Consider the following 25,155-nt stretch of genomic DNA (forward strand, 5'->3'; position numbering starts at 1 on the left):
CGTTGTTTGGATTGATCCTAATCCCCCAGAACTGAGAAGCCAATCTCAATTGGCAACCAATTGGCAACCAGAACGGTCATTTTTAGATCAGCCACTAAAAACATCAGGCATAAAAAATCCAGTCACCGCTAAGTGACTGGATTTTTTAGGGTTTTTTGGTCGGGACGGAGTGATTCGAACACTCGACCCCTTGCACCCCATGCAAGTGCGCTACCGGGCTGCGCTACGCCCCGAACTGTTCTCGATACCGCTGAGAACGTTGAGAAATGTACCCTAACCTTCTGATAAATGGAAGCTTTTTTTCAAAAAAACTTTCCACTCGCCAGCGTCAGGTCACTTCTTGAGCACCACCAGTACATCTTCCAACTCGGCAATCATCTGCCGAATCAGCTGTTTGTACTGGGTAGTGTCATCCTTGGCCTCATCACTGGAGAGCCGCAAGCGCGCCCCGCCGATGGTGAAGCCCTGGTCATACAGCAACGCGCGGATCTGGCGGATCATCAGCACATCCTGGCGCTGGTAATACCGCCGGTTGCCGCGGCGCTTGACCGGGTTGAGCTGCGGGAACTCCTGCTCCCAATAACGCAGTACGTGCGGTTTTACCGCACAGAGCTCACTGACCTCACCGATGGTGAAGTAGCGCTTGCCCGGAATGGGGGGCAGCTCGTCGTTATGGCTTGGTTCCAGCATAGGCCTCAACCCGGGCTTTCAGTTTCTGCCCTGGACGAAAGGTGACGACGCGGCGTGCGGTGATCGGGATCTCTTCCCCTGTCTTGGGGTTGCGGCCCGGCCGCTGGCGTTTGTCGCGAAGGTCGAAGTTGCCGAAACCGGACAACTTGACCTGCTCGTTCTCTTCAAGTGCGTGCCGAATTTCTTCGAAAAACAGCTCGACCAGCTCCTTGGCCTCTCGCTTGTTGAGCCCCAGCTCCTCGTACAGCCTTTCGGCCATCTCAGCTTTCGTCAGAGCACCCATACGCTATTTCCTTAACGTGGTGTTCAACCTTTGTTCGAGCGAGGTGAGGATATCTTGCAGGGTCGCGTTCACCTCATCGTCGTTAAGAGTGCGCGATGGATGCTGCCAGGTCAAGCCAACGGCGAGGCTTTTTCTATCAGGATCAATACCTTTACCCTGGTAGACATCAAACAGCCTGAGGTCTGTCAGCCATTCGCCTGCATTGTCACGAATTACGTCAAGCACCGAGCTAGAAGCTACATCACGACCTGCGATCAACGCCAGGTCACGCCTCACTTCCGGGAACTTGGACAGTTCGCTGAACGTCGGCAGGCGGCCTTCGACCACATCGCCCAGCACCAGCTCGAAGACGAACACCGGGCGGTCCAGGCCGAGGGTCTTGGCCAGTTCCGGGTGGATCGCGCCGAGGTAACCGACTTCCTTGCCGTCGCGCTCGATGCGGGCGGTCTGGCCTGGATGCAGGGCCGGGTGCTTGCCGGCGACGAAGGTGAACGCGTCCAGGGCGCCGGAATAGCCCAGCAGGGCTTCCACATCGGCCTTGACGTCGAAGAAGTCGATGCCGTCACGGCCGTTGGCCCAGCCTTCGGGCAGGCGGCTGCCGGTGGCGACGCCGGCGATCATCGGCTGCTGCTTGAGGTCGCCCAGTTGGCCGACGAAGCGCTGGCCGCTTTCGAACAGGCGGACACGGTCCTGCTGGCGGTTGAGGTTGTGCTGCAGCGCCTTGACCAGGCCCGGCCACAGGGACGCACGCATGGCGGCCATGTCGCTGGAAATGGGGTTGGCCAGCAGCAGCGGCTCGATGCCGGGGCTGAACAGTTCGAACAGCTTCGGGTCGATGAAGCTGTAGGTGATGGCTTCCTGGTAGCCACGGGCGACCAGCAGGCGGCGCAGGGTCGGCAGTTCGCCGCGGGCTTCCGGGCGGGACTGGGGCGCGAGGCGTGCCTGCGGGTAGCGCACTGGCAAGTGGTTGTAGCCGTACAGGCGGGCCAGCTCCTCGATCAGGTCGACTTCCAGGCTGATATCGAAGCGATGGCTCGGAACCTCGACGGTCCACTGCCCTGCCCCGCTGGCGCTGGTCTTCAGGCCCAGGGCGTTGAGCAGTTGCTCGACTTGCGCGGCGTCCATCTCCATGCCGAGCATCTGGGTGATACGTTCGGCGCGCAGGGTGATCGGCGCGACCTTGGGCAGGTGCTGCTCGCTGACGGCCTCGACGATCGGGCCGGCTTCGCCGCCGACGATCTCCAGGACCAGCGCAGTAGCGCGTTCCATGGCTTCGCGGGCCAGTTGCGAATCGACGCCACGCTCGTAGCGGTGCGAGGCATCGGTGTGCAGGCCGTAGGAGCGGGCCTTGCCGGCGACGGAGATCGGCTCGAAGAAGGCGCTCTCGAGGAACAGGTCGCGGGTCTTCTCGGTGGACACACCGCTGTGCTCGCCGCCCATGACGCCGGCGATGGCCAGGGCGCGGGTGTGGTCGGCGATGACCAGGGTGTCGCTACGCAGGGCGACTTCCTGGCCGTCCAGCAGGACGAGCTTCTCGCCCTCCTCGGCCATGCGCACGCGGATGCCGCCGTTGATTTCGGCGAGATCGAAGGCGTGCATCGGCTGGCCGAGTTCGAGCATCACGTAGTTGGTGATGTCGACGGCGGCATCGATGCTGCGTACATCGGCGCGGCGCAGGCGCTCGACCATCCACAGCGGGGTCGGCCTGGACAGATCGACGTTGCGGATCACGCGGCCCAGGTAGCGTGGGCAGGCCGCCGGGGCCAGGACGTCGACCGGGCGCACTTCGTCGTGGGCCGGGGCAACGGCCGGCACCTGCGGGCGGGTGACCGGGGCGGCGTACAGGGCGCCGACTTCACGGGCCAGGCCCGCCAGCGACAGGCAGTCGCCGCGGTTCGGGGTCAGGTCGACCTCGATGCTGGCGTCGTCCAGGCTCAGGTAGGTACGGATGTCTTCACCTACCGGGGCGTCGGCGGCCAGCTCCAGCAGGCCGTCGTTCTCTTCGCTGATCTGCAGCTCGGCAGCCGAGCAGAGCATGCCGAAGGACTCGACGCCACGCAGCTTGGCCTTCTTGATCTTGAAGTCGCCCGGCAGCTCGGCGCCGATCATGGCGAAGGGGATCTTCAGGCCCGGGCGCACGTTGGGGGCGCCGCAGACGACCTGGAAGGTCTCCTGGCCGTTGCTGACCTGGCACACGCGCAGCTTGTCGGCGTCCGGGTGCTGTTCGGTGGCGAGTACTTCGCCCACCACGATGCCGCTGAACTGGCCGGCAGCGGGGGTGACGCTGTCGACTTCGAGGCCGGCCATGGACAGGCGAGCGACCAGTTCGTCACGGGAGACTTGCGGGTTTACCCAACCGCGCAGCCACTGTTCACTGAATTTCATGCTGTTCTCCTGAAAATTGCGTCAAGTACGGACCTAGCGGAATTGCGCGAGGAACCGCAGGTCGTTGTCGAAGAACAGACGCAAATCGTTGACGCCATAGCGCAGCATGGCCAGGCGCTCGGCGCCCATGCCGAAGGCGAAGCCCTGGTACTCTTCCGGGTCGATGCCAGACATGCGCAGCACGTTCGGGTGGACCATGCCGCAGCCCATCACCTCGAGCCAGCCGGTCTGCTTGCACACCCGGCAGCCGTTGCCAGAGCACATCACGCACTGGATGTCGACCTCGGCGGACGGCTCGGTGAAGGGGAAGAACGACGGACGGAAGCGCACCGCCAGCTCCTTCTCGAAGAACACCCGGAGGAACTCCTCGATGGTGCCCTTGAGGTCGGCGAAGTTGATGCCACGGTCGACCAGCAGGCCTTCGACCTGGTGGAACATCGGCGAGTGGGTGATATCCGAGTCGCAGCGATACACGCGGCCCGGGCAGACAATGCGGATCGGCGGCTGGGTCGACTCCATGGTCCGCACCTGCACCGGCGAGGTGTGGGTACGCAGCAGCATGTTGGCATTGAAGTAGAAGGTGTCGTGCATCGCCCGGGCCGGGTGGTGGCCGGGGATGTTGAGGGCTTCGAAGTTGTGGTAGTCGTCTTCGACCTCGGGGCCTTCGGCAATGCCGTAGCCGATATGGGTGAAGAACTGTTCGATGCGCTCGAGGGTACGGGTGATCGGGTGCAGGCCACCGGAGGTCTGGCCACGGCCTGGCAGGGTCACATCAATGCATTCTGCCGCCAGGCGAGCGCTGAGCTCGGCCTCTTCGAAAGCGGCCTTGCGTGCGTTGAGCACTTCGGTGACGCGCTCCTTGGCGTCGTTGATCAGCGCACCGACCTTGGGGCGCTCTTCGGCTGGCAGGTTGCCCAGGGTCTTCATCACCTGGGTCAGCTCGCCTTTCTTGCCGAGGAATTGAACCCGGATCTGTTCCAGGGCATTGATGTCTTCAGCGCGCTCCACGGCCTCCAGGGCTTGGGAGACCAGCGCATCCAGGTTTTCCATGTACAGACTCCAGATACGAAAATAGGGGAAGAACCTTGCAGGCTCTTCCCCTATCGATGACGTTCAACACCTGGCGCCGCAAGCGCCGCCAGGTGATTGTCGTGGGTACTTAAGCCAGGACGGCTTTAGCTTTCTCGACAATCGCAGCAAACGCCGCTTTTTCGTTCACTGCCAGGTCGGCCAGAACCTTGCGGTCGATTTCGATCGACGCTTTTTTCAGGCCAGCGATCAGACGGCTGTAGGACAGGCCGTTGGTGCGGGCACCGGCGTTGATACGAGCGATCCACAGGGCGCGGAACTGACGCTTCTTCTGGCGACGGTCACGGTAGGCATATTGACCAGCCTTGATGACCGCCTGCTTGGCGACGCGGAATACGCGCGAACGCGCACCGTAGTAGCCTTTAGCCAGTTTCAGAATTTTCTTGTGACGCTTACGAGCGATGACGCCGCGCTTTACACGAGCCATGAGTAACTTCCTCTATCGTTGACCAGAATTAACGTACGCGCAGCATGCGCTCGACTTTTGCCACGTCGGACGGGTGCAGCAGGCTGGCACCGCGCAGTTGACGCTTACGCTTGGTCGACATTTTGGTCAGGATGTGGCTCTTGAAAGCGTGCTTGTGCTTGAAGCCGGAAGCGGTTTTCAGGAAACGCTTCGCAGCACCGCTCTTGGTTTTCATCTTTGGCATGTTTGGAACTCCGCATTCGATAAATTACACATAACCATTAGGCCTGCCGTGCCCAGGAGGTTATTTCTTCTTTTTGGGGGCGATGACCATCATAAGCTGGCGTCCTTCCATCTTCGGATGCTGTTCGACGGTACCGTATTCGGCGAGGTCGGCTTCGACCCGCTTCAGCAGTTCCATCCCCAGCTCCTGGTGGGCCATCTCACGGCCGCGGAATCTCAGAGAGATCTTGGCCTTGTCCCCATCGCTAAGGAAACGTACCAGGTTGCGTAGTTTTACCTGGTAATCCCCTTCTTCCGTCCCTGGACGAAACTTGATTTCCTTGATCTGGATCTGCTTCTGGTTCTTCTTGGCTTCGTTGGCCTGCTTCTTCTTCTCGAAGAGGTGCTTGCCGTAGTCCATGACCTTGCAGACAGGCGGTTGCGCGTCGGCAGAGATCTCCACCAGATCCAGTCTCGCTTCTTCAGCGATACGCAGCGCTTCATCAATCGAGACGATGCCAACCTGATCGCCGTTGGCTCCAATTAACCGAACCTCGCGTGCCGAGATATTCTCGTTGATCGGGGCCTTCGGTGCAGTTCGTTTATCGTTTCTCATTTCACGCTTAATAGTCATTACTCCGATTCTAGGCGACCGCGCTGGGCAACTGCGTCAGCGAGCAGTTGGGTGAATTGGGATACCGGCATGGAGCCGAGGTCCTGGCCTTCACGGGTGCGTACGGCGACGGTCTGCGTTTCGACTTCGCGATCCCCTATAACCAAAAGGTACGGGACCTTGAGCAAAGTATGCTCGCGGATTTTAAAGCCGATCTTCTCATTTCTCAAGTCGGACTTGGCACGGAAACCGCTACCGTTCAGGGATTTTTCCACCTCGAGGGCGAAATCGGCCTGCTTGTCGGTGATGTTCATGATCACCGCCTGGGTCGGCGCCAGCCAGGCCGGGAACGCCCCTTCGTAGTGCTCGATCAGGATCCCGACGAAACGCTCGAACGAACCGAGGATGGCACGGTGCAGCATCACCGGGTGCTTGCGGCCGTTGTCTTCGGAGACGTACTCGGCGCCAAGGCGGATCGGCAGGTTGAAGTCCAGCTGCAGGGTTCCGCATTGCCACACGCGGCCCAGGCAGTCCTTGAGCGAGAACTCGATCTTCGGGCCATAGAAGGCGCCCTCGCCCGGCTGCAGGTCGTACGGCAGGCCGGCGGCGTCCAGGGCCGCGGCCAGCGCGCCTTCGGCGCGGTCCCACAGCTCGTCGGAGCCGACGCGCTTTTCCGGACGGGTGGACAGCTTGAGCTGGATGTCCTGGAAGCCGAAGTCACGGTAGACGTCCAGGGTCAGCTTGATGAACGCGGCCGACTCGGACTGCATCTGCTCTTCGGTGCAGAAGATGTGCGCATCGTCCTGGGTGAAGCCGCGCACACGCATGATGCCGTGCAGCGCGCCGGACGGCTCGTTGCGGTGGCAGGCACCGAACTCAGCCAGGCGCAGCGGCAGTTCGCGGTAGCTCTTCAGGCCCTGGTTGAACACCTGCACGTGGCAGGGGCAGTTCATCGGCTTGATGGCGTAGTCGCGGTTTTCCGACTCGGTGGTGAACATGTTTTCGGCATAGTTCGCCCAGTGCCCGGACTTTTCCCACAGGGAGCGATCGACCACCTGCGGCGTCTTGATCTCCAGGTAGCCGTTGTCACGCTGGACCTTGCGCATGTACTGCTCGAGGACCTGGTAGACCGTCCAGCCGGCCGGGTGCCAGAACACCATGCCCGGCGCTTCTTCCTGCAGGTGGAACAGGCCCAGGCGCTTGCCGATCTTGCGATGGTCGCGCTTCTCGGCCTCTTCGATGCGCTGGATGTACGCCGCCAGTTGCTTCTTGTCGGCCCAGGCGGTGCCGTACACGCGCTGCAGCTGCTCGTTCTTGGCGTCGCCACGCCAGTAGGCGCCGGACAGCTTGGTCAGCTTGAAGGCCTTCAAGAAGCGGGTATTCGGCACATGCGGGCCACGGCACATGTCGACGTATTCTTCGTGGTAGTACAGGCCCATGGCCTGCTCGTCGGGCATGTCCTCGACCAGGCGCAGCTTGTAGTCCTCGCCACGGCTCTTGAACACGTCGATGACTTCGGCGCGCGGGGTCATCTTCTTGATGACGTCGTAGTCCTTGTCGATCAGCTGCTGCATGCGCTGCTCGATGGCGGCCAGGTCGTCGGGGGTGAAAGGACGCTCGTAGGCGATGTCGTAGTAGAAGCCTTCGTCGATCACCGGGCCGATCACCATCCTGGCGGTCGGGTACAGTTGCTTCACCGCGTGACCGATCAGGTGGGCGCACGAGTGGCGGATGATCTCCAGTCCCTCTTCATCCTTGGGCGTGATGATCTGCAGGGTGGCGTCATTCTCGATCAGGTCGCAGGCGTCGACCAGTTTGCCGTTGACCTTGCCGGCCAGAGTGGCCTTGGCGAGGCCCGCGCCGATGGATGCGGCGACTTCGGCAACGGTGACGGCCTTGTCGAACGTACGTTGACTGCCATCGGGAAGAGTAATTACGGGCATGGCGCCTCCTCTCCTAGTGGTGACCCCTACCAAAGGTCACATGGGTTGGGATGAGCCAGTACAAGATCCGCCCTGCCTTTCCCGCGGGAAAGCCTGCCTCACAGTGGCAGAGACCTTTTCGGCCTGCCAGGGACGAACCAGAGTGACTGGAAAATAAGCTGCGAGCTGTTAGTGATGAGCTGCAAGCCGGGCATCCTAGCACGCGGGCTGTACGCCAGGCAGAAATATTTGGAAATTGAGCCGTTCGGGTGAACTTGTACGGAAAATTTCCCATCAGAGTCTCTGAAGCATCCTACTCTTGATGAGACCCAACCCAAGGAGTGTCTGGTTATGCGACTTCAGTCTCTTCTGGCCCTGACCGCCGCTGGTGCCCTGCTGCTGCCCCTGGCGGCGCATGCGCAGTGGCCTGCCGGCAAGAAAGGCGCCTACATGGACCAATGCGTCCAGGTGGCCACCGGACAGGGCGTCGACGCCAAGACGGCGGACAAGCATTGCAAATGTGGCGCCGACGCCATCGAAAAGAACTTCACCAAAGCCGAGATCGAGGAACTGGACAGCAAGGACGGCGTTGACGCCAAGCTGATGCAGCGGGCACAGACGGTCGTGCGACAGGCCTGCGCGCCGAAAAGCTGACGGTTTTTACCGGGCGATTCACATTTTGTTTGCCCTGGATCAGTATCCGGCGAAGGTAACAGGCGCTAGATACGCAGAATTAGACTATGATGTGCCGGTGCTCCGTAGCCTCGGCAACATTGCACCTCGAAAAAAAACCATGTTTCTGGAGATTCACCCCATGTCCAATCGCCAAACCGGCACCGTCAAATGGTTCAATGATGAAAAAGGCTACGGCTTCATCACCCCACAAGGCGGCGGCGACGACCTGTTCGTACACTTCAAGGCCATCGAAACCGACGGCTTCAAGAGCCTGAAAGAAGGCCAGTCCGTTTCCTTCGTTGCCGAGCGCGGTCAGAAGGGCATGCAGGCTGCGCAGGTTCGTCCGGAGTAATTCGGCGACCGATACAAAGAACCCGCCTTCATGGCGGGTTTTTTGTGGGTGGCATTGGGGCTGCTTGCCGCCCTACCCCAACCGACACTCAGCCGCAGTTGACGCGCGTGACCACACCGCGGTCGTCGACATTCAGGTTCAAGCGCTCGGAGCGATACTCCAGGGTGATCACGTCATGGGGCTTGAGGATCCGCGCCAACTGCGAGCCACTGGCCTTGCGCGCCTGCTCAAGCAACTCCGCGGTGCCCTGCTTGCCGATGGCGAAATCGGCGCCGCTGGCCTCGCAGCGACCATCGTTGCCGGCCGAAGGGGCCGGGGCGCTGCCGCCAGCACCCGAAGAACCGCCAGTGCTGCAACCTGCCAGGACTGCAGCCGCCAGCAAGGTCGCCAGGTAAGCACGGGTACGGAACATGAATCCTCCTAATCGATCACGGGACACTGCCTGATGCGACAGCGTCACTCACAGTTTGTTGCAAAACCGGACAAGTCTGCCTGAACCTGCCGCTCATGACGAAGGGTAATCGTGACCGGATTTTGCACCGCACGCCACACCGCTTATGCTCACGTCGCCGTGCCATCCGCGCAAAGGCATGATTTACTGCAAGAAGCGGAGCGCATCACGCCTCCTTTCGAACGCCAGGGTCAGGTGTTCGACCCTCAGCCCGGGCCAGTACGAGAGCCTCCCATGAGTAGCCACAGCATCGATGCCGACATCAAGGTCAAATGGGCCGAGGGCCAGAGCGCCTACAGCCCTGGCACGCCGGAGGAACTGCTGCTGATCGCCGTCGACCTGCTGGTACGCGAACGCGGCAGCGAGGCGGCACGCAGCTTCATCGAGCAGGTGCTCGAGCGCTACACGTCGCAGGCGGCTATTGCAATCGGGCCAGACGCGCACTGAGCAGGTCGAAGAAGCCCTGGGCATCGCCGTCGTTCAGCCACAGCACATTGGCCGGACGCTTGAGCACGCCATACCAGTCGACGATGGTCTGACCGAAGGTCGGGCCTTCACGGCTGTCGACCGTCATGTGGGCCCGCCGACCGCTGAACAAACCGGGCGCGAGCAGGTAGGCGATGACGCAGGCGTCGTGCACCGGGCCGCCGGGCATGCCGTACAAGTCCATGTCGTGCTTGACGTAGGCATCGAGGATACCCACCACACGCTTGCTGGCCTGGTTGCCGATCGCGGCCAACTGCCTGAAGCGCTCGTCGCTGGTGATGATCTTGTGGGTCAGGTCCAGAGGCACGTAGGCGAGCCTAACGCCGCTGGCCAGCACCACTTCGGCGGCGTGAGGGTCGGCATACAGGTTGAACTCGGCCACCGGGGTGATATTGCCGCCATTGAAGTGGGCGCCGCCCATGACCACCACTTCCTTGATGCCCCTGGCAATGCCCGGCTGCTGGACCAGCGCCAGGGCCAGGTTGGTCTGCGGGCCGAGCATGGCGAGGGTGATGCTGTGCGGCTCGGCGTCAGCCAGGGTGTCGACCAGGTACTGCACGGCGCTGCCCGAAGCCAGGCCTTGCCTGGGCGCATGGACAGCCACACCCTCCAGCCCCTCTTCGCCATGCACCTCGGCGGCATGCACCGGCTTGCGCACCAGCGGGCGCCCTGCCCCGGCGTAGACCGGGATGTCTTCGCGGCCAGCCCACTCCCGAGCCAGGCAGGCGTTGCGCGAGGTCTTGCCGAGGCTCACGTTGCCGGCCACGGTGGTGATCGCGCGGATGTTCAGCTCTGCCGGGCAGGCCATGGCCAGCAGCAACGCCACCAGGTCGTCGGCGCCGGGGTCGGTATCGATGATCAGGTCGCACGGGGCAGACTGGGGAGCCGAGAGGGTCGAGGTGGACATGAGCATGACTCCAGTTAGTTAGCAGACCCCCTCGCCATGCCCGAGCGCGGCAAGGGTCCGGGACAGGACGCTATTGTCTTCCGCATGGCGCCACTTCCGCCAGGTAGGGGATCGAAGGCTGGGCACCGGCGCGGGTCACCGACAGCGCGGCGGCGCGCTGACCGAAGGCGATCGCTTCGCCCTCCTCCATCCCCCGCACCAAGCCCGCGGCAAAGCCACCGATGAAGGTGTCGCCGGCCGCCGTGGTATCCAGCGCCTTGACCACCGTCGCCGGGTAGTGCCGGCTGCCTGCCCCATCGACGAACATCGCCCCCAGGGGCCCCAGCGTCACGATCACCTTGCGCGCTCCCAGCTGCAGCAGCCGCTCGCCGGCACGCCGGGCGCTGTCGATGTCGGTGACGGGCACGCCGGCCAGGGCCTCGGCTTCGCTTTCGTTGGGGGTGAGGTAGTCGATGTGGGCGAACCAGTCCGCCGGCAAGGGGCCGCTGGCCGGCGCGGGGTTGAGGATCACCGTCTTGCCCAGTTCGCGCCCGCGGGCAAGCGTCCAGGCCACCGTGGCGGCTGGCACCTCCAACTGGCAGATGATCACCTCGGCCTGCTGTAGCAACCGGTCGAAGCGCTGCACCGTCGCAGGCGTCAGCAAACCGTTGCCGCCGGGGATGATGACGATGGAGTTCTGGCTCGCGGCATCCACCATGATCAGCGCCACACCGCTGGAAACGCCGGCGCACACGCCGACCGCCTGGCAATCGATGCCCTCGCGCTCCAGGGCCTGGCGCAACTGCTGGCCATAGGCGTCGTCGCCGACGTTGCCGACCATCGCCACGCTGGCGCCCAGGCGCGCCGCCGCCACCGCCTGGTTGGCGCCTTTGCCGCCGGGTACGGTGAAAAAGCTGTCGCCGGCCAGGGTCTCGCCGGCCCGGGGCAGACGCTGGGTACGCGCCACCAGGTCCATGTTGAGGCTGCCGACCACCACTACCTTGGCATGCATGGGCGCTCCTCAGCGATAGTCATTGAACAGGTCCGGGCGCCGCCCGGTGGATTCACGCAGCACGATGCGAGGCGCGACGATCCGCTGCTGCGCCGCACCGTGCCGGGGTGTGGCGATGCGTGCCAGCAGCAATTGCGCAGCGCTCTCGCCCAGTTCGCGGATCGACTGACCGACGGTGGTCAGCGGCGGGTAGACATAGCGGCTGAGCTCGATGTCGTCGAAGCCGATCACCGACAGCTCGCCTGGCACGCTGATATTGCGCTCGGCGGCGGCGCGCAGCACGCCGAAACCGATCATGTCGTTGCCCGCGAAGATCGCCGTGGGCCGCGCGCCATCCAGCAAGCGGGCCGCGGCGGCATGGCCGCCCGGGCTGGTGAAGTCGCAATGCAGCTCGCGGCCCTCGGCCACCGCCAGCCCCGCCTCGGCCATGGCACGACGAAAGCCGGCCAGGCGCAGTTGGCTGGCGCCGGTATCGACCGGGCCGCCGATGCAGGCGATGTCGCGGTGGCCCAGCTCCAGCAGGTGGCGCGTGGCCAGGTAGCCGCCCTGCTCATGGTCGATGCGCACCAGGTCGGCATCGACGCCTTCCAGGGCGCGGTCGACGATGACCATCGGCGTACGCACGCTGGCCAGGCTCTCCAGCAGGTCGGGGGCCTGGCCCGCCGAGGCGACGATCAGGCCGTCGATGCGCTTTTCCAGGAGCACGCGCAGGTAGCTGCGCTGCTTCTGCGGGTTGTCATCGGAGTTGCAGAGGATCACGCAATAGCCATTGCGCTCGCAGCCGTCCTCGATGCCACGGGCCAGCTCGGCGAAATACGGGTTGACGCTGTTGGGCACCAGCAAGCCGATGGTCGCGGTGCTGCGCGCCTTGAGCGAACGGGCCACGGCGCTGGGCACGTAGTCGAGTTCGGCGATGGCCGCCTCGACCTTCAGGCGCACCTGCTCGCTGACCGGGCGGGTCTTGTTCAGTACATGGGACACGGTGGTGTAGGAAATACCGGCCAGTGCCGCGACGTCTTTGATGGTTGCCATGGTTTCAGTTCCGCCGGCCTGCGCGCCGGGTACGGTAGGTGTCGAGCACCACAGCGATGACGATGACCGCCCCGGTGATGATGCGTTTGGTCGGTTCCGAGGCGCCGATCTGCGCAAGCCCGGCGGCCAGCACCGAGATGATCAGCACGCCGAAGAAGGTACTGATGACCGAGCCGCGCCCACCCATCAGGCTGGTGCCACCGATCACCACGGCGGCGATCACCTGCAGCTCCAGGCCCGCGCCGGCATTGGGGTCGGCCGCTTCCAGGCGGGAGATCTGGAACAGCGCGGCCAGCCCGGCGAGCAGCCCCATCAGGGCGAACACCAGGACCTTGTAGGGGCGCGGATCGATGCCAGCCAGGCGCACGGCCTCCTCGTTGGTGCCGATGCCGATCAGGTAGCGACCGAACACGGTACGGGTCAGCACCAGCTGGGCCAGGACGATCACCAGCAAGGCGATGATGAAGGCCGGCGAAATGCCGAAGGCGATGGGGTTGGAGAACCAGGCGAAGGCATCGCCGATGTAGGCGGTGCGCGAGTCGGTGAACTGGTAGGCCAGGCCCCGGGCCATCTCCAGCACGCCGAGGGAGACGATGAACGAGGGGATGCGCCAGGCTACGGTGATGCCACCGGTGATGCTGCCGGCCAGGGCCGCCACGGCCATGCCCAGCAGCGCCGCGGGCAACACGTTCCACCCCCAGCCGAGGATCGCCAGGCTGACCGTCGAGGCGGCCAGCGCCAACACCGAGCCCACCGACAGGTCGATGCCGCCGATGATCAGCACAAAGGTCATGCCCACCGCCAGCACCATCAGGTCGGGAATCTGATTGGCCAGGGTGCTGAAGGTGGCGTACGACAGGAAATGGCTGCTCAGGAACGCGAACAGCACGATCATCGCCAGCAAAGCCCCGGCCAGGCCCAGGTAGGTGCCCAGGCCGAAGTAGCTGCCGGCGCGGCGCACCGATGCGCTGACCGAGGTCTCGAGAGGTGTGGTCTTCATGCGTCCATCCTGGGCGCTGCATCGTGCAGCAGCGCATCACGTTTCTGGTAGCCGGCGAAGGCGGCGGCGAGGAGCTGGTCCTGGCTCCAGTCGTCACGCGCGAAGGTATCGATGAGGCGGCCGGCGCTGAGCACGGCGATGCGGTCGCAGATCAGCATCAGCTCGCGCAAGTCGCTGGACACCACCACCAGCGCCTTGCCCTGGCGCGCCAGCCCGGCCAACAGGCCATAGATGTCGAACTTGGCGCCGACATCGATGCCTCGGGTCGGCTCGTCGAACAGCAGCACCTGGCAGTCGCGCTCCAGCCAGCGGCCGATCACCACCTTCTGCTGGTTGCCCCCGGACAGCTCGCCCACGGCCTGGGCCGGGCCTGCGCTGCGGATGCGCATGGCGGCGATCTGCCGATCGGCCAGGGCGCGCTCGGCGCCAGCATCGAGGATACCGCCACGGGACACCGCACCCAGGTTGCCCAGGGCGAGGTTGGCGCTGACCGACTGGGACAGCAGCAGGCCTTCGCCCTTGCGATCCTCGGTGACCAGGGCGATGCCGGCCGCCACGGCGGCCTTGGGCGAATCGATGGCCACCGGCCGGGGCGGCTGGCCGAGGGCGATGCTGCCGCTGTCGGCGCGGTCGGCGCCGTAGATCAGGCGCAGCAGCTCGGTCCGGCCAGCGCCGATCAGCCCTGAGACCCCGAAGATCTCCCCTGCCCGCACCTCGAACGACACCTCGCGCACCTTGTCGCCGCGGCTGAGCCTGTCGACCCTGAGCAAAGGTGGGCCGATCTGGCGGCGACCGAGGTCGATGTGCTCGCCCAGTTCGCGCCCGACCATCAGGTCGACCAGCTCGGCGCTGCTGTAGCGCTGGATCGGCTCGAGGCACACCAGCTTGCCGTCGCGCAGCACCGCGACGCGCTGGGCCACCCGCTGCAGTTCCTCCAGGCGATGGGAGATGTAGACGATGGCCACGCCGCGCTGGCGCAGGCGCTCGATCTGGGTGAACAGCAGCTCCACCTCGCGGGCGGTGAGCATGGCCGTGGGTTCATCGAGGATCAGCACGCGGCAGTCGCCGATCAGGTTGCGGGCGATCTCCACCATCTGTTGGTGGCCGATGCCCAACGCGCCGACCGGAGTGTCCGGGTCGATGGCGTCCAGGCCGACCTGGGCCATGGCCGCACTGGCCTGCTGGCGCAAGCGCTTGCGGCTGATCCAGCCAGCACGGCTGGGCAGCTTGTGGAGAAACAGGTTCTCGGCAACGGTCAGGGTCGCCAGCAGGTTGAGCTCCTGCATGACCATGCGCACGCCGAGGCGCTCGGCCGCGCTGCGGCTGCCGGGTGCGTAGGGCTGGCCCAGGTAGGTCATCTGCCCGGCGCTGGGCGGCTCGAGGCCGCCGATGAGCTTCGACAACGTGCTCTTGCCGGCGCCATTCTCGCCGGTCAGGGCCAGCACCTCGCCCGCGCGCAGTTGCAGCGTGACATCGCCCAGCACCGGCTGGGCATAGGTCTTGCCCAGGCCGTCCACGCCGAGCACGACTTCATTGGCCGAGGCAGACATGCGCATCCCTCCTGCCATGCCTCAAGGCTGGGTGACCAGCTCGACCGGGGTCTGGATGACGTTGTCGGCATCCACATCGGGCTTCTCGCCCTTGAGCATCTTCAGCGCCGCCTGGATGCCGAACACCGCCTGGTCGGCGCCGTGCTGCTCAAGAGTGGCGAGCACGCGGCCGTCCTTGAGCATGGGCTTGATGGCGCGGATATTGTCATAGCCGACCACCTGCACCTGGCCGGTCCTGCCAGCGGCGCGCACTGCCGACACGGCGCCCAGGGCCATGCTGTCGTTGCCGGCCAGCAGCGCCTTGAGTTCGGGGTATTCGTTGAGCATGGCGGCGGCCACGGCGTTGCCCTTGTCGATCTCCCAGTTGCCCGACTGCACCGCGACCACCTGCATCTGCGCGGCCTCCATGGCGTCCTTGAAGCCCGCGGTACGCTGCTGGGCATTGGTGGTGGTCGGCACGCCTTCGATGATGCCGACCTGGTCGCCAGCCTTGAGCTTGCTGGCCAGGTAGTCGCCGACCAGGCGGGCGCCCTTGCGGTTGTCGGGGCCGACGAAGGGGACGCTGATGCCCTTGCTCCGCAGCACCTCGGGGTCGAGGCGGTTGTCGATGTTGACCACGGTGATGCCGGCGTCCATGGCCTTCTTCACCACCGGCACCAGGGCCTTGGAGTCAGCCGGGGCGATGACCAGGGCATTGACGCCGGAGACGATCATCTGCTCGATGATGCGGATCTGGTTGCTGGTGTCGGATTCGTCCTTGATGCCGTTGGCCACCAGGTCGAAGTCGTTGGCGTGGTCTTTCTGGTAGGTCTTGGCGCCATCCTCCATCGTCAGGAAGAACTCGTTGGCCAGGGACTTCATCACCAAGGCGACCTTGGGTTTGTCTTCGGCGTGGGCGGCGGAGAGTGGCAAGGCCAGGGACAACGTGGAGAAGACGGCGAGGGCCAGCAGGCGCCCCGGGAACGGCAAGTTCATTGAATTGACTCCGAATCTTGTGGTTTTTATCGGATGCAAACGTTTGCGTTGCCTTACTATGAAAACAGGACCTGGCTTTGTCAAATCCCGCGCGCCACCCTCCCCTGTGACACGTGTCCGGATTATCCGGAATTTATCCGAAAAACCGAACATCTTTTCCTACGCTTGTTCGGAACACCGAACACAAGGAGCCGCCACAGCAGGCCACCGAACCACGTGCCTGCATCTGCAAAGCATGGCGCATTTCCCGTTGGCACGGGCTCGTCGCGCCCTGAACGTAGCGACGGCCCCTCGCTGTTCACCTTACCGCCGGCGCCTGGTACGAAACCTGCCTGGGCAGCTGTGCGACACAGCCAACACCTCATCAGGAAGAGAGAGAACAAAAACATGCAAGCTGCACTGAAGACCTTCGCTCCCGGCGCCCTCGCCCTGCTGCTGATCCTGCCGACAGCCGCGTCCGCCAAGGAAGCCGAGCAACAGCAGAAACTGGCCAACGTGGTGATCCTCGCCACCGGCGGCACCATCGCCGGCGCAGGCGCCAGCGCCGCCAACAGCGCCACCTACCAAGCCGCCAAGCTCGGCGTCGACAAGCTCATCGCCGGTGTGCCGGAGCTGGCCGACCTGGCCAACGTGCGCGGCGAGCAGGTGATGCAGATCGCCTCCGAAAGCATCAGCAACGAAGACTTGCTGAAGCTGGGCAAACGCGTCGCCGAACTGGCCGACAGCAAGGACGTCGACGGCATCGTCATCACCCACGGCACCGACACCCTGGAAGAGACCGCCTACTTCCTCAACCTGGTGGAGAAGACCGACAAGCCGATCGTGGTGGTCGGTTCCATGCGCCCGGGCACCGCCATGTCCGCCGACGGCATGCTCAACCTGTACAACGCCGTCGCCGTGGCCAGCAGCAAGGAGTCCCGCGGCAAGGGCGTGCTGGTGACCATGAACGATGAGATCCAGTCGGGCCGCGACGTGAGCAAGGCGATCAACATCAAGACCGAGGCCTTCAAGAGCGCATGGGGCCCGTTGGGCATGGTGGTGGAAGGCAAGTCGTACTGGTTCCGCCTGCCGGCCAAGCGCCACACCGTCAACTCGGAATTCGACATCAAGCAGATCAGCAGCCTGCCGGCGGTGGACATCGCCTACGGCTATGGCAACGTGACCGACACCGCCTACAAGGCGCTGGCGCAGAATGGCGCCAAGGCGCTCATCCACGCTGGCACCGGCAATGGCTCGGTATCGTCGCGGGTGGTGCCGGCGCTGCAGGAGCTGCGCAAGGACGGCGTGCAGATCATTCGCTCCTCGCATGTGAATGCCGGCGGCTTCGTGCTGCGCAATGCCGAGCAGCCTGACGACAAGAACGACTGGGTCGTGGCCCATGACCTGAATCCGCAGAAGGCACGGATCCTGGCCATGGTGGCGATGACCAAGACCCAGGACAGCAAGGAGCTGCAGCGGATCTTCTGGGAGTATTGATCGCTGGACGGGTGTGCTGCCTGCACCCGTTTTGTGATGCTCAGGATCCAGGGGGCGCCGGACAGGTCGCCCCTCACGTCACATAGCCAATCCCGAACTAATCCCTCTAGCACGGTCATATACGCTTTTCACCTTACACGCTGTTGCGAAATTGCCTACAGTCAAATACTGTATGCACATACAGCAAAACAAGGAAAAGCCCCGTGGCCAGCACCTCCTCCGCAACGCCTGGCAGTTATGAGCAACTGGGTCTGCGCATCCAGAAGATCATCAACAGCCCCATCGCCCAGCGCAGCCGCGCCGCCCTGATCTTCCGCCTGGAACACGAGTCGCCCGATGACTGGGAGACCCTGCTCGAGGAGATCGCCGAGAACGACAACGTCACCCTCGCCCACCGCGACGACGGCGGCGTGCAGATCTTCTGGACCGTGCCGAAGGAAGACTGACCGCGCATGAGAGTTACGCTTTTTGCCACCGCCTGCCTGCTGTTGAGCATTCCCCTCGCCCATGCCGATGCCCCGCGCACCTTCCAGGAAGCCAAGAAGGTGGCGTGGCGGTTGTATGCACCGCAATCCACGGAGTTCTATTGCGGCTGCAAGTACAAGGGCAACAAGGTCGACCTGGCTTCCTGTGGCTATACCCCACGCAAGAACGCCCAACGCGCCTCGCGCATCGAGTGGGAACACATCGTCCCGGCCTGGCAGATCGGCCATCAGCGCCAATGCTGGCAACAGGGCGGGCGCAAGAACTGCGCACGCCACGACGATGTGTTCAAGCGCGCCGAGGCCGACCTGCACAACCTGGTGCCGAGCATCGGCGAGGTCAACGGCGACCGCAGCAACTACAGCTTCGGCTGGCTGCCCACGCAGCAAGGCCAGTACGGCCGCTGCCTGACCCAAGTCGACTTCAAGGCACGGAAGGTCATGCCGCGCCCTTCCATTCGAGGGATGATCGCCCGCACCTACTTCTACATGAGCAAGCGGTACGACCTGCGCCTGTCCCGCCAGGACCGCCAGCTGTTCGACGCCTGGAACAAGACCTACCCGCCGCAGGTCTGGGAGCTGCAACGCAACCAGCAAGTGGCGTGCGTGATGGGCCACGGCAACGACTTCGTGGGGCCGGTGAACCTCAAGGCCTGCGGCTGAGGCTCAGGCCAATGCCTGCAGGTAGGCGCTGGCCTGCTGGTAGCGGCTGAGCCGGGCCAGGTCCGCAGGGCCCGGGCAAGGAATGCGTGACAGGTCGCTGTTGTCGGCCAAGTCCGCCAGCTTGACCTGGCGCGCCAACGGGTCATGGCCCAGGCGCACGACGAATGCCTCGTAGCTTTCGTCCTCGCGCCTGCTCAGCGCCAGCAGTGCGGCGAGAATCTTCAGGGTGAAGCCTTCGCGGGCCAGGTCCGACAGGGTCAGCGGCGTGTCTTCCAGCACATCGTGCAGTACCGCCACGATCCGTTGCTCAGGCGTGGCCACCCGCATCATCACCCGCAACGGGTGGAGGATATAGGCCGCCCCACCCTTGTCGCATTGCCCTTCATGGGCCCTGGCGGCCACGGCGATAGCCCGTTCCAGCGTAGACATGAGGCCCTCCCCGTTCAGCATCTGCCCCTGCAAGCATAGCCGGGACGACGACGGGATGACAGGCGCGCCTGCCCCGGCCATGCGGGGTTCGTTGTCTGCACACGACCTCGAATACGACCAGCGCCCCTGCATGCATTGTCTTTCCCTCGTCCTGCAAGCACACTCATCGACGCCAGCCAGGAAGCGGAGTCCAGAGTGCCCACACCACGTCAGTTCAGCCAGAAGACCAGCACCAGCAACATGCTGCGGCTCAAGGCCACCCACGGCAGCGCCCAGGCGCCCTACCGGGTGGGCTTCGTTTTGCTCGAGCACTTTTCCATGGCCAGCTTCACCGTGGCCATGGACGTGCTGGTGACCGCCAACCTGCTGCGCGCCGACAGTTTCGGCTTCACCCCGCTGTCGCTGGCTGGCGATCGGGTGCTGAGCGACCTGGGCCTGGAGCTGATCGCCAGCGAACTGGCGACGGGTACCCTGAAGGCGCTCGACCTGCTGGTGATCTGCGGTGGCCTGCGCACGCCGCTCAAGTACCCCGAGCTGGATCGCCTGCTGGCCGATTGCGCCGCCCATGGCATGGCCCTGGGCGGGCTGTGGAGCGGCGCCTGGTTCCTCGGCCGGGCCGGGGTACTGGCCGATTATGGCTGCAGCATCCACCCCGAGCAGCGCGCCAGCCTCGCCGAGCGCAGCCCGCAGACGCGCATCACCCCGGCCAGCTTCACCCTCGACCGTGACCGCCTCACCGCCGCCAGCCCGAACGGCGCCATGGAGCTGATGCTCGGCCTGGTCCGCCGCCTGTACGGCGATGCCCTGGCCGAGGGCGTGGAGGAGATCCTCTCGTTCTCCGGCGCCCGCTACCGCCAGGTCGGGCCGGGGGCGAAGAAGTCCATGAGCCTGCACCTGCGCACCATCGTCGAGTTGATGGAAAACAACCTCGAGGAAACCCTGAGCCTCGACCAACTGGCGGCCTACAGCGGCCGTTCGCGGCGCCAGATCGACCGCCTGTTCCAGGCCCAGCTCGGCACCTCGCCGCGACGCTACTACATGGAGCTGCGCATCACCAAGAGCCGCCGCCTGCTGCAGTATTCCGACCTCTCGGTGATGGAAGTGGCGGTGGCCTGCGGCTTCGTCTCGGTATCGCACTTCAGCAAGTGCTACGCGGCGTACTTCGGCTACCCGCCGTCGCGCGAGCAACGGCTGGGCGAGTGAGGCGCGGCGTCAGGCGCGGATGTAGCGCAGCACCGCTTCGCAGATCATCTGCTTGTGGCGCTGCTTGACCTGGTCGTCGGCCAGGTCGATCTGGAAGATCTCGCTGAAGGTGTGGCGGTTGGACACCCGGTAGAAGCAGAACGAACTCATCAGCATGTGCAGGTCGATGACCTCGATGCCCGGGCGGAACACGCCCTCCTCCACACCCCGGTTCAGGATCCGGCCCAAGGCCTCGAGGACCAGGCTGCTCATCTCGCGGATCACCGGCGACTGCTTGACGTATTCGCCGTAGTGGATGTTCTCGGTACAGACGATGCGCACGAAGTCGACGTTAAGGTCGTGGTGGTCGAAGGTGAACTCCACCAGGCGCTGGATCGCCTGCACGGCCGGTAGCGACTCGAGGTCAAGGCTGTGCTCGGTCTTGCGGATATCGCCGTAGAGCTTGACCAGGCACTCGACGTAGAGCTGCTCCTTGCTGCCGAAGTAGTAGTAGATCATGCGCTTGGAGGTGGCGGTGCGCTCGGCGATGGCGTCGACCCGGGCGCCGGCCAGGCCTTGCTGGACGAACTCGTTGATGGCGGCCTGGAGGATGTCCTCGCGCGTTTTCTCGGGGTTGTTCTTGCGCGTCTTGCGCCCCCCTTCGATTTCAGGCTGGCCGAGGCCGACTAAGGAATCACTCATACCCACTCACAGGCTGTTGTTGGAATGGGTAGGGATTATCCGTGAGCGGGGCGGTACAGGGAAGCATTGCTGCTGACGGGGTGGCCCATTGGCGGGCAAGCCGGCTTCCACAAAAAGCCAACGGTGCACACGAATCATGTGCCATGCGGAGCATTCTGTGGGAGCGGCCTTGTGTCGCGAAAGGGGCGCGAAGCGGCCCCAAATGACGCCTTCAGAACCCCAGCGTTGCCGAAAGCAGGTAGGTCCTGGGTGTGGACAAGGTCAGGCCCGGTTCGCTGTCATCCGAAGCCCCGGCCGACGCCCAGTAGCGGTCATCCAATACGTTCTCGACACTGGCACGCAGGGTGACGTGCTTGTCGTCGACCTTGAACGCATACCGGGCACCGATATCCAGCCGCTCCCAACCGTCGATCTGCTTGCTGTTGGCCTGGTCCAGGTACTGCGAACTCGAGTGGATGCCGCGTGCGGTCAACGTCACCCCGGGCAACGCCGGAACGTCCCACTCGGCACCGAGGTTGACGTTGTACTCAGGCGTTGCCGGTGCACGGTTGCCATCGAACGCGCCACCCACGGTATCGGTCAATTCGCTGTCGATGTACATCACCCCACCCAGCAGGCGGAAGCCCTCGAGCGGCTCGCCGAACACACTGAGCTCGATGCCCCTGTTGTCGCGCTTGCCGTTGGGTCCGAAGACCCGCGAGGTGGCGTTGGTTTCATAGGCGGGCTGGCGGATGCGAAAGGCACTGGCGGTAAAGGCGACCCGGCCCAGGTCGTACTTGGCGCCCACCTCCACCTGGCGGCTGGTGAACGGTGGGAAGATCTGGTCTTCGTTGAGCGAGGTCGACGGCGCGATCTTGCCTTGGCTCAGGCCTTCCATGTAGTTGGCGTAGAGCGACAGCCGATCGCTGACCTTGAACAGGATGCCGGCCGACGGCGAGACCTTCTCCTCGTCGTAGGCAGTGTCGCCCTTGACGTCACCGGTCCAGTCATCGACCTTGATCCGCTGCCAGCGGGCGCCAAGGGTCAGCAGCAGGCGGTCGTCGAGGAAACCGAGGGTGTCGGACAAGGCCAGGCCCGTGAAGCGGTTCTCGGTGTAGACCTTGGCATCGTAGCGGGTCGGCGTGCCGGGCGTCGGTGTCGGTACCGGGTCGTAGAGGTTGCTGGGCGCTGCGGCATAACGGGCGCCGCCGTTCTCGAAGTCCATGTAGAAGTAGGTCGCGGCCAGGTTGAGCTCATGGCTCACCGGCCCGGTGTCGAACCAGTTGCGCAATCCGGCCATGGCCGTCCTGACCGTTTCGTCGCGAGTGAAGTCGCGGGGCTGGACGCTGAAGTCACCGGCATCGTTGACGATCGACACGTTGTGCCGGAGAAAGTCATGGTTGCTCTTGCGCGCACCGACCGCGCCATAGGCCATCAGCGCGTCGCTGATATCGAACTCCCCATGCACGGCGCCGAAGGTATCGTTGGTGCGCGCCTTGCTCCAGGCCTGGGCATAGTTGTGGCGCACGTCGCCAGCATGCGGAACCTGGGCATTAGCGCCGACCAGGACCCGCTCCTGGGGCGCGTCGGTATCGCGCTCGGTATGGCCCAGGTCCGCCGACAGGCGCACACGCTCACCGCGAAAATCCAGCCCCAGCACGGCCATCTCGCGGTCGACGCTCTGCTGCTCCCACTCGGTGTCACCGGACTGCTTCACGCCGTTGAAGCGCAGGCCGAACTGCCCGTGCTCACCGAAACGCCGGCCGATATCCACTGCGCCACCCACCTGACTGTCGGAGGCGTAGCTGCCGGTGAATGCTGTGACCGGGGTATCGCCCGCGCGCTTGGGCACCACGTTGATCCCACCCCCCACGCTGCCGCGCGGCGAGATACCGTTGATCAACTGGCTCGGGCCCTTGATGATGTCCACACGATCGGCCATTTCCATGTCGATCGAATAGGTCGGCAGGATGCCGTAAAGGCCGTTGTAGGACACGTCGCTGTTGAACAGGCTGAACCCACGGATGGTGAATTGCTCGAAGCGCCCGCCGGCCGGGTTGGTCGAACGCACCGAGGGATCGCTGGCGATCAGGTCGCCCAGGGTCCGCGCCTGCTGGTTCTGCATCGCCTCATGGGTGTAGGTGGTCATGCTGAACGGTGTTTCCATGAAGTCGCGTGAGCCGAGCAGGCCTTGCGAACCACGGCGCGCGACTTGGCCACCGGCATAACGCTCGGCATCGCTGCCCAAGGCACGGGTACCGGTGACGGTGGTGGGGGCGATCTCCAGGGCATCGGCCCCCTGCGGTACCGGCAACAGGGTATAGGCGCCATCCCCCACTGGCTGCAACTGCAGGCCACTGCCCTGGAGCAGCCGTGCGAAGCCTTCATCGACACTGTAGGTACCAGACAACCCGGCACTGCGCCGCCCGCTCACCAGAGCCGGGTCGACCGACAGGCTGACTCCGGCGAGGCCGGCGAAACGGGTCAAGGCGATGCCCAGGGTACCCGCTGGCACCTCGTAGCTGCGGCGACCGAGGTCCTCGGCCCAGCTGGGCGAAATCAACAACAGGTTGGCACTCAGGCCCATCGCGAACCCCAGGTGCAGCAATGGACGCGCACCAGGCGCAGCCGGACGTGAACGGCAAGGCAATACTGCTGGCATTGAAGAATGCTCCCCTTTTTCTTTTCTCCTACCGGCAATGACCAGCGACGCGAAAAAAAGGGACAGGCTCAGGCAAGATTTTTCCGAGAAGACAAGGTAATCCAGTACCGCGTGCGGGCATGCACCTCCAGCGGCAGGCTGGCAGCCAGCAGCGCAAGCACCCGGTCGGTGTCGTCGAGCCGGAAGGTGCCGGTCACCCGCAAGGTTTCCAGCTCGGGCTCCCAACGCAGCAGTCCGGGGCGGTAGCGGCGCAACTCACGCAAGAAATCCCCCAAGGGCTGGTCCTCGACCATGAGTACCCCGTCACGCCAGCCCAGCAGCAGGTTATCCGTCGTGCCAACAGGGCCCGTGCCGGTCGTGTGCAGGCTCGCCTGCTGCCCCTCGTGGAGAGCCAAGGTGCCGCCGTGCAGTGGCTGCAACTGCACGGTGCCCTTGACCACGGCCACCCGGCAATCGCGCTCGAGCAGGCGCATGCAGACTTCGCCATCGCCAACCATGACGCGGCCGAATGGCACCTGTACGGTCAAGTGCGCATACCGGGGGACGTCCAGGGCGATTTCGCCACGCAGCAGCGTCACCTGATGGGCGGCCAGGTCGATGTTGACCGCGCTGTCGGTGTTCAACTGCAACGAACTGCCGTCGGCCAGGGTCAGGCGCTTCTGCTCGCCGATGCCCGTGTGCACGTCGGCGACCCAGGCCTCCAAAGGCATTTGCCGCCCCAGCATCCAGGCCGCCGGTACCAGCGCGGCAACCCCGAGGGCCTGCTTGAGCACCCGACGCCGGCCCGCATCCGGGCGATCCAGGGTGGCCATCGCCAGGGCGCCAGGCAGCTCGGAAAAGCGCTGGCGCAGCCATTGTGCCTTTTGCCAGGCACGCTCGTGGCTGCCGCTTGCATTGCGCCACGCTTCCAACTGCAGCAGATCGCTCTCGCGAGCCTTGCCCGACTCCAGCAGCGCCAGCCAGCGGGCTGCGGCACGAGCGACCTCGCGCGCCTCGTTGGTGGGCGTGGCGGGCATCACAGTTCCGCCAACAGGCAGTGCTCGTAGGCCTGCGCCATGTAGCGTTTGACGGTGCGCTCGGAAACACCGAGGCGCTCGGCGATTTCACGGTAGCCCAGCCCTTCCAGCTGGCTCCAGAGAAATGCCCTGCGCACCGGGGCGTGCAGGCCGGCGAGCAGCTCGTCCAGGGCCTGCAGGGTTTCCAGCAGCACCCAGCGCTGCTCCGGCGACGGCACGCTTTGCTCCGGCAACTGCGCCAGGGCCTGCAGGTAGGCCTGCTCGAGGCTGCGCCTGGAGTAGAAGGTGCTCAGCAGGCGCTTGCCCACGGTCAGCAGGTAGGCCCGGGGTTCGCGGATCTCGGCGAGCTGGTGGGAGTTGGCGAGCACCCGCAGGAAGGTGTCCTGGCTCAGGTCCGCCGCATCCCAGGCATTGCCCATGCGCCGCCGCAGCCAGTTTTCCAGCCAGCCTCGATGGTCACGGTACAGGGCGGGCAGGCTGTGCTCCGCGGGCGGCGCTGCATCAATCATGTCGGGAGGCTCTGGGCGATGGTCGC

Annotated in this window: 27 protein-coding genes and 1 tRNA gene; 7 read left to right on the plus strand and 21 right to left on the minus strand. The window is 64.4% G+C overall.

Features of this window, described 5'->3' with window-relative positions; translation table 11 throughout:
• Positions 1 to 156 precede the first annotated feature (156 nt).
• From NJF35_RS12785 to thrS, 9 genes are all read right to left on the minus strand, one after another.
• Positions 157 to 233: transfer RNA gene (locus NJF35_RS12785), tRNA-Pro, on the minus strand.
• 100 nt (positions 234 to 333) lie between these two features.
• A complete protein-coding gene (locus tag NJF35_RS12790; RefSeq protein ID WP_043213594.1) occupies positions 334 to 690 on the minus strand; it encodes a MerR family transcriptional regulator in 357 nt (118 codons plus the stop codon).
• Positions 671 to 973 carry an integration host factor subunit alpha gene (gene ihfA, locus NJF35_RS12795; RefSeq protein WP_003250679.1) on the minus strand — a complete coding sequence of 101 codons (303 nt, stop codon included), beginning with the start codon at positions 971 to 973 and terminating at the stop codon, positions 671 to 673. Before ihfA ends, NJF35_RS12790 begins: the two co-directional genes overlap by 20 nt.
• 3 nt (positions 974 to 976) lie before the next feature.
• Positions 977 to 3,358: a phenylalanine--tRNA ligase subunit beta gene (pheT, locus tag NJF35_RS12800; protein ID WP_225788366.1), complete on the minus strand. Its 2,382-nt coding sequence runs from the start codon at positions 3,356 to 3,358 to the stop codon at positions 977 to 979.
• A gap of 33 nt (positions 3,359 to 3,391) precedes the next feature.
• Positions 3,392 to 4,408, minus strand: coding sequence for a phenylalanine--tRNA ligase subunit alpha (gene pheS / locus NJF35_RS12805; RefSeq protein ID WP_225788367.1), 1,017 nt, complete (start codon positions 4,406 to 4,408; stop codon positions 3,392 to 3,394).
• A 109-nt stretch (positions 4,409 to 4,517) separates the two neighbouring features.
• A complete protein-coding gene (gene rplT / locus NJF35_RS12810; RefSeq protein ID WP_003250671.1) occupies positions 4,518 to 4,874 on the minus strand; it encodes a 50S ribosomal protein L20 in 357 nt (118 codons plus the stop codon).
• 28 nt (positions 4,875 to 4,902) lie between these two features.
• Positions 4,903 to 5,097 (minus strand): 50S ribosomal protein L35, encoded by a 195-nt coding sequence (rpmI, locus tag NJF35_RS12815; RefSeq protein ID WP_003250667.1) that lies wholly within the window; start codon positions 5,095 to 5,097, stop codon positions 4,903 to 4,905.
• Positions 5,098 to 5,157: 60 nt separating this feature from the next.
• Positions 5,158 to 5,709, minus strand: a complete 552-nt coding sequence (gene infC, locus NJF35_RS12820) for a translation initiation factor IF-3 (RefSeq protein ID WP_225788368.1) — start codon at positions 5,707 to 5,709, stop codon at positions 5,158 to 5,160.
• The gene (thrS, locus tag NJF35_RS12825) at positions 5,709 to 7,631 is read right to left on the minus strand and encodes a threonine--tRNA ligase (protein WP_225788369.1); all 1,923 of its coding nucleotides are present in this window, start codon (positions 7,629 to 7,631) and stop codon (positions 5,709 to 5,711) included. Before thrS ends, infC begins: the two co-directional genes overlap by 1 nt.
• Positions 7,632 to 7,961: 330 nt before the next feature.
• Between thrS and NJF35_RS12830 the strand changes: the two genes are divergently transcribed.
• Entirely contained in the window at positions 7,962 to 8,264 is a 303-nt protein-coding gene (locus NJF35_RS12830; RefSeq protein ID WP_225788370.1) for a hypothetical protein, read from the plus strand.
• A gap of 160 nt (positions 8,265 to 8,424) precedes the next feature.
• Positions 8,425 to 8,637: a cold-shock protein gene (locus NJF35_RS12835; RefSeq protein WP_225788483.1), complete on the plus strand. Its 213-nt coding sequence runs from the start codon at positions 8,425 to 8,427 to the stop codon at positions 8,635 to 8,637.
• Positions 8,638 to 8,725: 88 nt separating this feature from the next.
• Here the strand turns inward: NJF35_RS12835 and NJF35_RS12840 are convergent, their stop codons facing one another.
• Entirely contained in the window at positions 8,726 to 9,049 is a 324-nt protein-coding gene (locus NJF35_RS12840) for an I78 family peptidase inhibitor (RefSeq protein WP_225788371.1), read from the minus strand.
• Between the two features lie 273 nt (positions 9,050 to 9,322).
• Here NJF35_RS12840 and NJF35_RS12845 point away from each other — a divergent pair, with 273 nt between their 5' ends.
• Positions 9,323 to 9,535, plus strand: a complete 213-nt coding sequence (locus tag NJF35_RS12845) for a hypothetical protein (RefSeq protein ID WP_225788372.1) — start codon at positions 9,323 to 9,325, stop codon at positions 9,533 to 9,535.
• Here the strand turns inward: NJF35_RS12845 and NJF35_RS12850 are convergent.
• The 6 genes from NJF35_RS12850 to NJF35_RS12875 form a co-directional block, all read right to left on the minus strand.
• The gene (locus NJF35_RS12850) at positions 9,507 to 10,481 is read right to left on the minus strand and encodes a nucleoside hydrolase (protein ID WP_410896926.1); all 975 of its coding nucleotides are present in this window, start codon (positions 10,479 to 10,481) and stop codon (positions 9,507 to 9,509) included. The genes NJF35_RS12845 and NJF35_RS12850 overlap by 29 nt on opposite strands.
• Before the next feature lie 70 nt (positions 10,482 to 10,551).
• The gene (gene rbsK, locus NJF35_RS12855; RefSeq protein WP_225788374.1) at positions 10,552 to 11,472 is read right to left on the minus strand and encodes a ribokinase; all 921 of its coding nucleotides are present in this window, start codon (positions 11,470 to 11,472) and stop codon (positions 10,552 to 10,554) included.
• 9 nt (positions 11,473 to 11,481) lie between these two features.
• On the minus strand, positions 11,482 to 12,504 hold the full coding sequence (locus tag NJF35_RS12860) for a LacI family DNA-binding transcriptional regulator (protein WP_225788375.1): 1,023 nt from the start codon (positions 12,502 to 12,504) through the stop codon (positions 11,482 to 11,484).
• A 4-nt stretch (positions 12,505 to 12,508) separates the two neighbouring features.
• Positions 12,509 to 13,504, minus strand: coding sequence for an ABC transporter permease (locus NJF35_RS12865; protein ID WP_225788376.1), 996 nt, complete (start codon positions 13,502 to 13,504; stop codon positions 12,509 to 12,511).
• On the minus strand, positions 13,501 to 15,054 hold the full coding sequence (locus NJF35_RS12870; RefSeq protein WP_253091146.1) for a sugar ABC transporter ATP-binding protein: 1,554 nt from the start codon (positions 15,052 to 15,054) through the stop codon (positions 13,501 to 13,503). The genes NJF35_RS12865 and NJF35_RS12870 overlap by 4 nt, the downstream gene beginning before the upstream one ends.
• A gap of 21 nt (positions 15,055 to 15,075) precedes the next feature.
• Positions 15,076 to 16,029 carry a sugar ABC transporter substrate-binding protein gene (locus NJF35_RS12875; protein WP_253091147.1) on the minus strand — a complete coding sequence of 318 codons (954 nt, stop codon included), beginning with the start codon at positions 16,027 to 16,029 and terminating at the stop codon, positions 15,076 to 15,078.
• 387 nt (positions 16,030 to 16,416) lie between these two features.
• Between NJF35_RS12875 and NJF35_RS12880 the strand changes: the two genes are divergently transcribed.
• The 3 genes from NJF35_RS12880 (at position 16,417) to NJF35_RS12890 (ending at position 18,650) form a co-directional block, all read left to right on the plus strand.
• Complete coding sequence (locus tag NJF35_RS12880; RefSeq protein ID WP_253091148.1) at positions 16,417 to 17,505, plus strand: asparaginase; 1,089 nt, start codon at positions 16,417 to 16,419, stop codon at positions 17,503 to 17,505.
• 203 nt (positions 17,506 to 17,708) lie between these two features.
• Positions 17,709 to 17,951, plus strand: a complete 243-nt coding sequence (locus tag NJF35_RS12885; protein WP_225788380.1) for a DUF1654 domain-containing protein — start codon at positions 17,709 to 17,711, stop codon at positions 17,949 to 17,951.
• 6 nt (positions 17,952 to 17,957) lie between these two features.
• On the plus strand, positions 17,958 to 18,650 hold the full coding sequence (locus NJF35_RS12890) for an endonuclease (protein WP_225788381.1): 693 nt from the start codon (positions 17,958 to 17,960) through the stop codon (positions 18,648 to 18,650).
• A gap of 3 nt (positions 18,651 to 18,653) precedes the next feature.
• On the opposite strand, the gene NJF35_RS12895 is transcribed toward NJF35_RS12890, so the two are convergent.
• On the minus strand, positions 18,654 to 19,079 hold the full coding sequence (locus tag NJF35_RS12895; RefSeq protein WP_225788382.1) for a GTP pyrophosphokinase: 426 nt from the start codon (positions 19,077 to 19,079) through the stop codon (positions 18,654 to 18,656).
• Between the two features lie 195 nt (positions 19,080 to 19,274).
• Between NJF35_RS12895 and NJF35_RS12900 the strand changes: the two genes are divergently transcribed.
• Positions 19,275 to 20,282 (plus strand): GlxA family transcriptional regulator, encoded by a 1,008-nt coding sequence (locus NJF35_RS12900; protein WP_225788383.1) that lies wholly within the window; start codon positions 19,275 to 19,277, stop codon positions 20,280 to 20,282.
• A gap of 9 nt (positions 20,283 to 20,291) precedes the next feature.
• Here the strand turns inward: NJF35_RS12900 and NJF35_RS12905 are convergent, their stop codons facing one another.
• From NJF35_RS12905 to NJF35_RS12920, 4 genes are all read right to left on the minus strand, one after another.
• Complete coding sequence (locus tag NJF35_RS12905; protein WP_225788384.1) at positions 20,292 to 20,963, minus strand: TetR/AcrR family transcriptional regulator; 672 nt, start codon at positions 20,961 to 20,963, stop codon at positions 20,292 to 20,294.
• 211 nt (positions 20,964 to 21,174) lie between these two features.
• Positions 21,175 to 23,592, minus strand: a complete 2,418-nt coding sequence (locus NJF35_RS12910; protein WP_410900267.1) for a TonB-dependent siderophore receptor — start codon at positions 23,590 to 23,592, stop codon at positions 21,175 to 21,177.
• An 80-nt stretch (positions 23,593 to 23,672) separates the two neighbouring features.
• Positions 23,673 to 24,620 carry a FecR domain-containing protein gene (locus NJF35_RS12915; protein WP_253091150.1) on the minus strand — a complete coding sequence of 316 codons (948 nt, stop codon included), beginning with the start codon at positions 24,618 to 24,620 and terminating at the stop codon, positions 23,673 to 23,675.
• A complete protein-coding gene (locus NJF35_RS12920; RefSeq protein ID WP_225788387.1) occupies positions 24,620 to 25,129 on the minus strand; it encodes a sigma-70 family RNA polymerase sigma factor in 510 nt (169 codons plus the stop codon). Before NJF35_RS12920 ends, NJF35_RS12915 begins: the two co-directional genes overlap by 1 nt.
• Between the last annotated feature and the right edge of the window lie 26 nt (positions 25,130 to 25,155).

Origin of the sequence: Pseudomonas guariconensis, from assembly GCF_024127895.1 — a bacterium.
Lineage (GTDB): Bacteria > Pseudomonadota > Gammaproteobacteria > Pseudomonadales > Pseudomonadaceae > Aquipseudomonas > Aquipseudomonas guariconensis_B.

Bases quoted from the DNA above. Each gene is read 5' to 3' on its own strand.
- NJF35_RS12790 (WP_043213594.1), bottom strand. From the start codon at position 690: ATGCTGGAACCAAGCCATAACGACGAGCTGCCCCCCATTCCGGGCAAG.
- ihfA (WP_003250679.1), bottom strand. From the start codon at position 973: ATGGGTGCTCTGACGAAAGCTGAGATGGCCGAAAGGCTGTACGAGGAG.
- pheT (WP_225788366.1), bottom strand. From the start codon at position 3,358: ATGAAATTCAGTGAACAGTGGCTGCGCGGTTGGGTAAACCCGCAAGTC.
- pheS (WP_225788367.1), bottom strand. From the start codon at position 4,408: ATGGAAAACCTGGATGCGCTGGTCTCCCAAGCCCTGGAGGCCGTGGAG.
- rplT (WP_003250671.1), bottom strand. From the start codon at position 4,874: ATGGCTCGTGTAAAGCGCGGCGTCATCGCTCGTAAGCGTCACAAGAAA.
- rpmI (WP_003250667.1), bottom strand. From the start codon at position 5,097: ATGCCAAAGATGAAAACCAAGAGCGGTGCTGCGAAGCGTTTCCTGAAA.
- infC (WP_225788368.1), bottom strand. From the start codon at position 5,709: ATGACTATTAAGCGTGAAATGAGAAACGATAAACGAACTGCACCGAAG.
- thrS (WP_225788369.1), bottom strand. From the start codon at position 7,631: ATGCCCGTAATTACTCTTCCCGATGGCAGTCAACGTACGTTCGACAAG.
- NJF35_RS12830 (WP_225788370.1), top strand. From the start codon at position 7,962: ATGCGACTTCAGTCTCTTCTGGCCCTGACCGCCGCTGGTGCCCTGCTG.
- NJF35_RS12835 (WP_225788483.1), top strand. From the start codon at position 8,425: ATGTCCAATCGCCAAACCGGCACCGTCAAATGGTTCAATGATGAAAAA.
- NJF35_RS12840 (WP_225788371.1), bottom strand. From the start codon at position 9,049: ATGTTCCGTACCCGTGCTTACCTGGCGACCTTGCTGGCGGCTGCAGTC.
- NJF35_RS12845 (WP_225788372.1), top strand. From the start codon at position 9,323: ATGAGTAGCCACAGCATCGATGCCGACATCAAGGTCAAATGGGCCGAG.
- NJF35_RS12850 (WP_410896926.1), bottom strand. From the start codon at position 10,481: ATGTCCACCTCGACCCTCTCGGCTCCCCAGTCTGCCCCGTGCGACCTG.
- rbsK (WP_225788374.1), bottom strand. From the start codon at position 11,472: ATGCATGCCAAGGTAGTGGTGGTCGGCAGCCTCAACATGGACCTGGTG.
- NJF35_RS12860 (WP_225788375.1), bottom strand. From the start codon at position 12,504: ATGGCAACCATCAAAGACGTCGCGGCACTGGCCGGTATTTCCTACACC.
- NJF35_RS12865 (WP_225788376.1), bottom strand. From the start codon at position 13,504: ATGAAGACCACACCTCTCGAGACCTCGGTCAGCGCATCGGTGCGCCGC.
- NJF35_RS12870 (WP_253091146.1), bottom strand. From the start codon at position 15,054: ATGTCTGCCTCGGCCAATGAAGTCGTGCTCGGCGTGGACGGCCTGGGC.
- NJF35_RS12875 (WP_253091147.1), bottom strand. From the start codon at position 16,029: ATGAACTTGCCGTTCCCGGGGCGCCTGCTGGCCCTCGCCGTCTTCTCC.
- NJF35_RS12880 (WP_253091148.1), top strand. From the start codon at position 16,417: ATGCAAGCTGCACTGAAGACCTTCGCTCCCGGCGCCCTCGCCCTGCTG.
- NJF35_RS12890 (WP_225788381.1), top strand. From the start codon at position 17,958: ATGAGAGTTACGCTTTTTGCCACCGCCTGCCTGCTGTTGAGCATTCCC.
- NJF35_RS12895 (WP_225788382.1), bottom strand. From the start codon at position 19,079: ATGTCTACGCTGGAACGGGCTATCGCCGTGGCCGCCAGGGCCCATGAA.
- NJF35_RS12905 (WP_225788384.1), bottom strand. From the start codon at position 20,963: ATGAGTGATTCCTTAGTCGGCCTCGGCCAGCCTGAAATCGAAGGGGGG.
- NJF35_RS12915 (WP_253091150.1), bottom strand. From the start codon at position 24,620: ATGCCCGCCACGCCCACCAACGAGGCGCGCGAGGTCGCTCGTGCCGCA.
- NJF35_RS12920 (WP_225788387.1), bottom strand. From the start codon at position 25,129: ATGATTGATGCAGCGCCGCCCGCGGAGCACAGCCTGCCCGCCCTGTAC.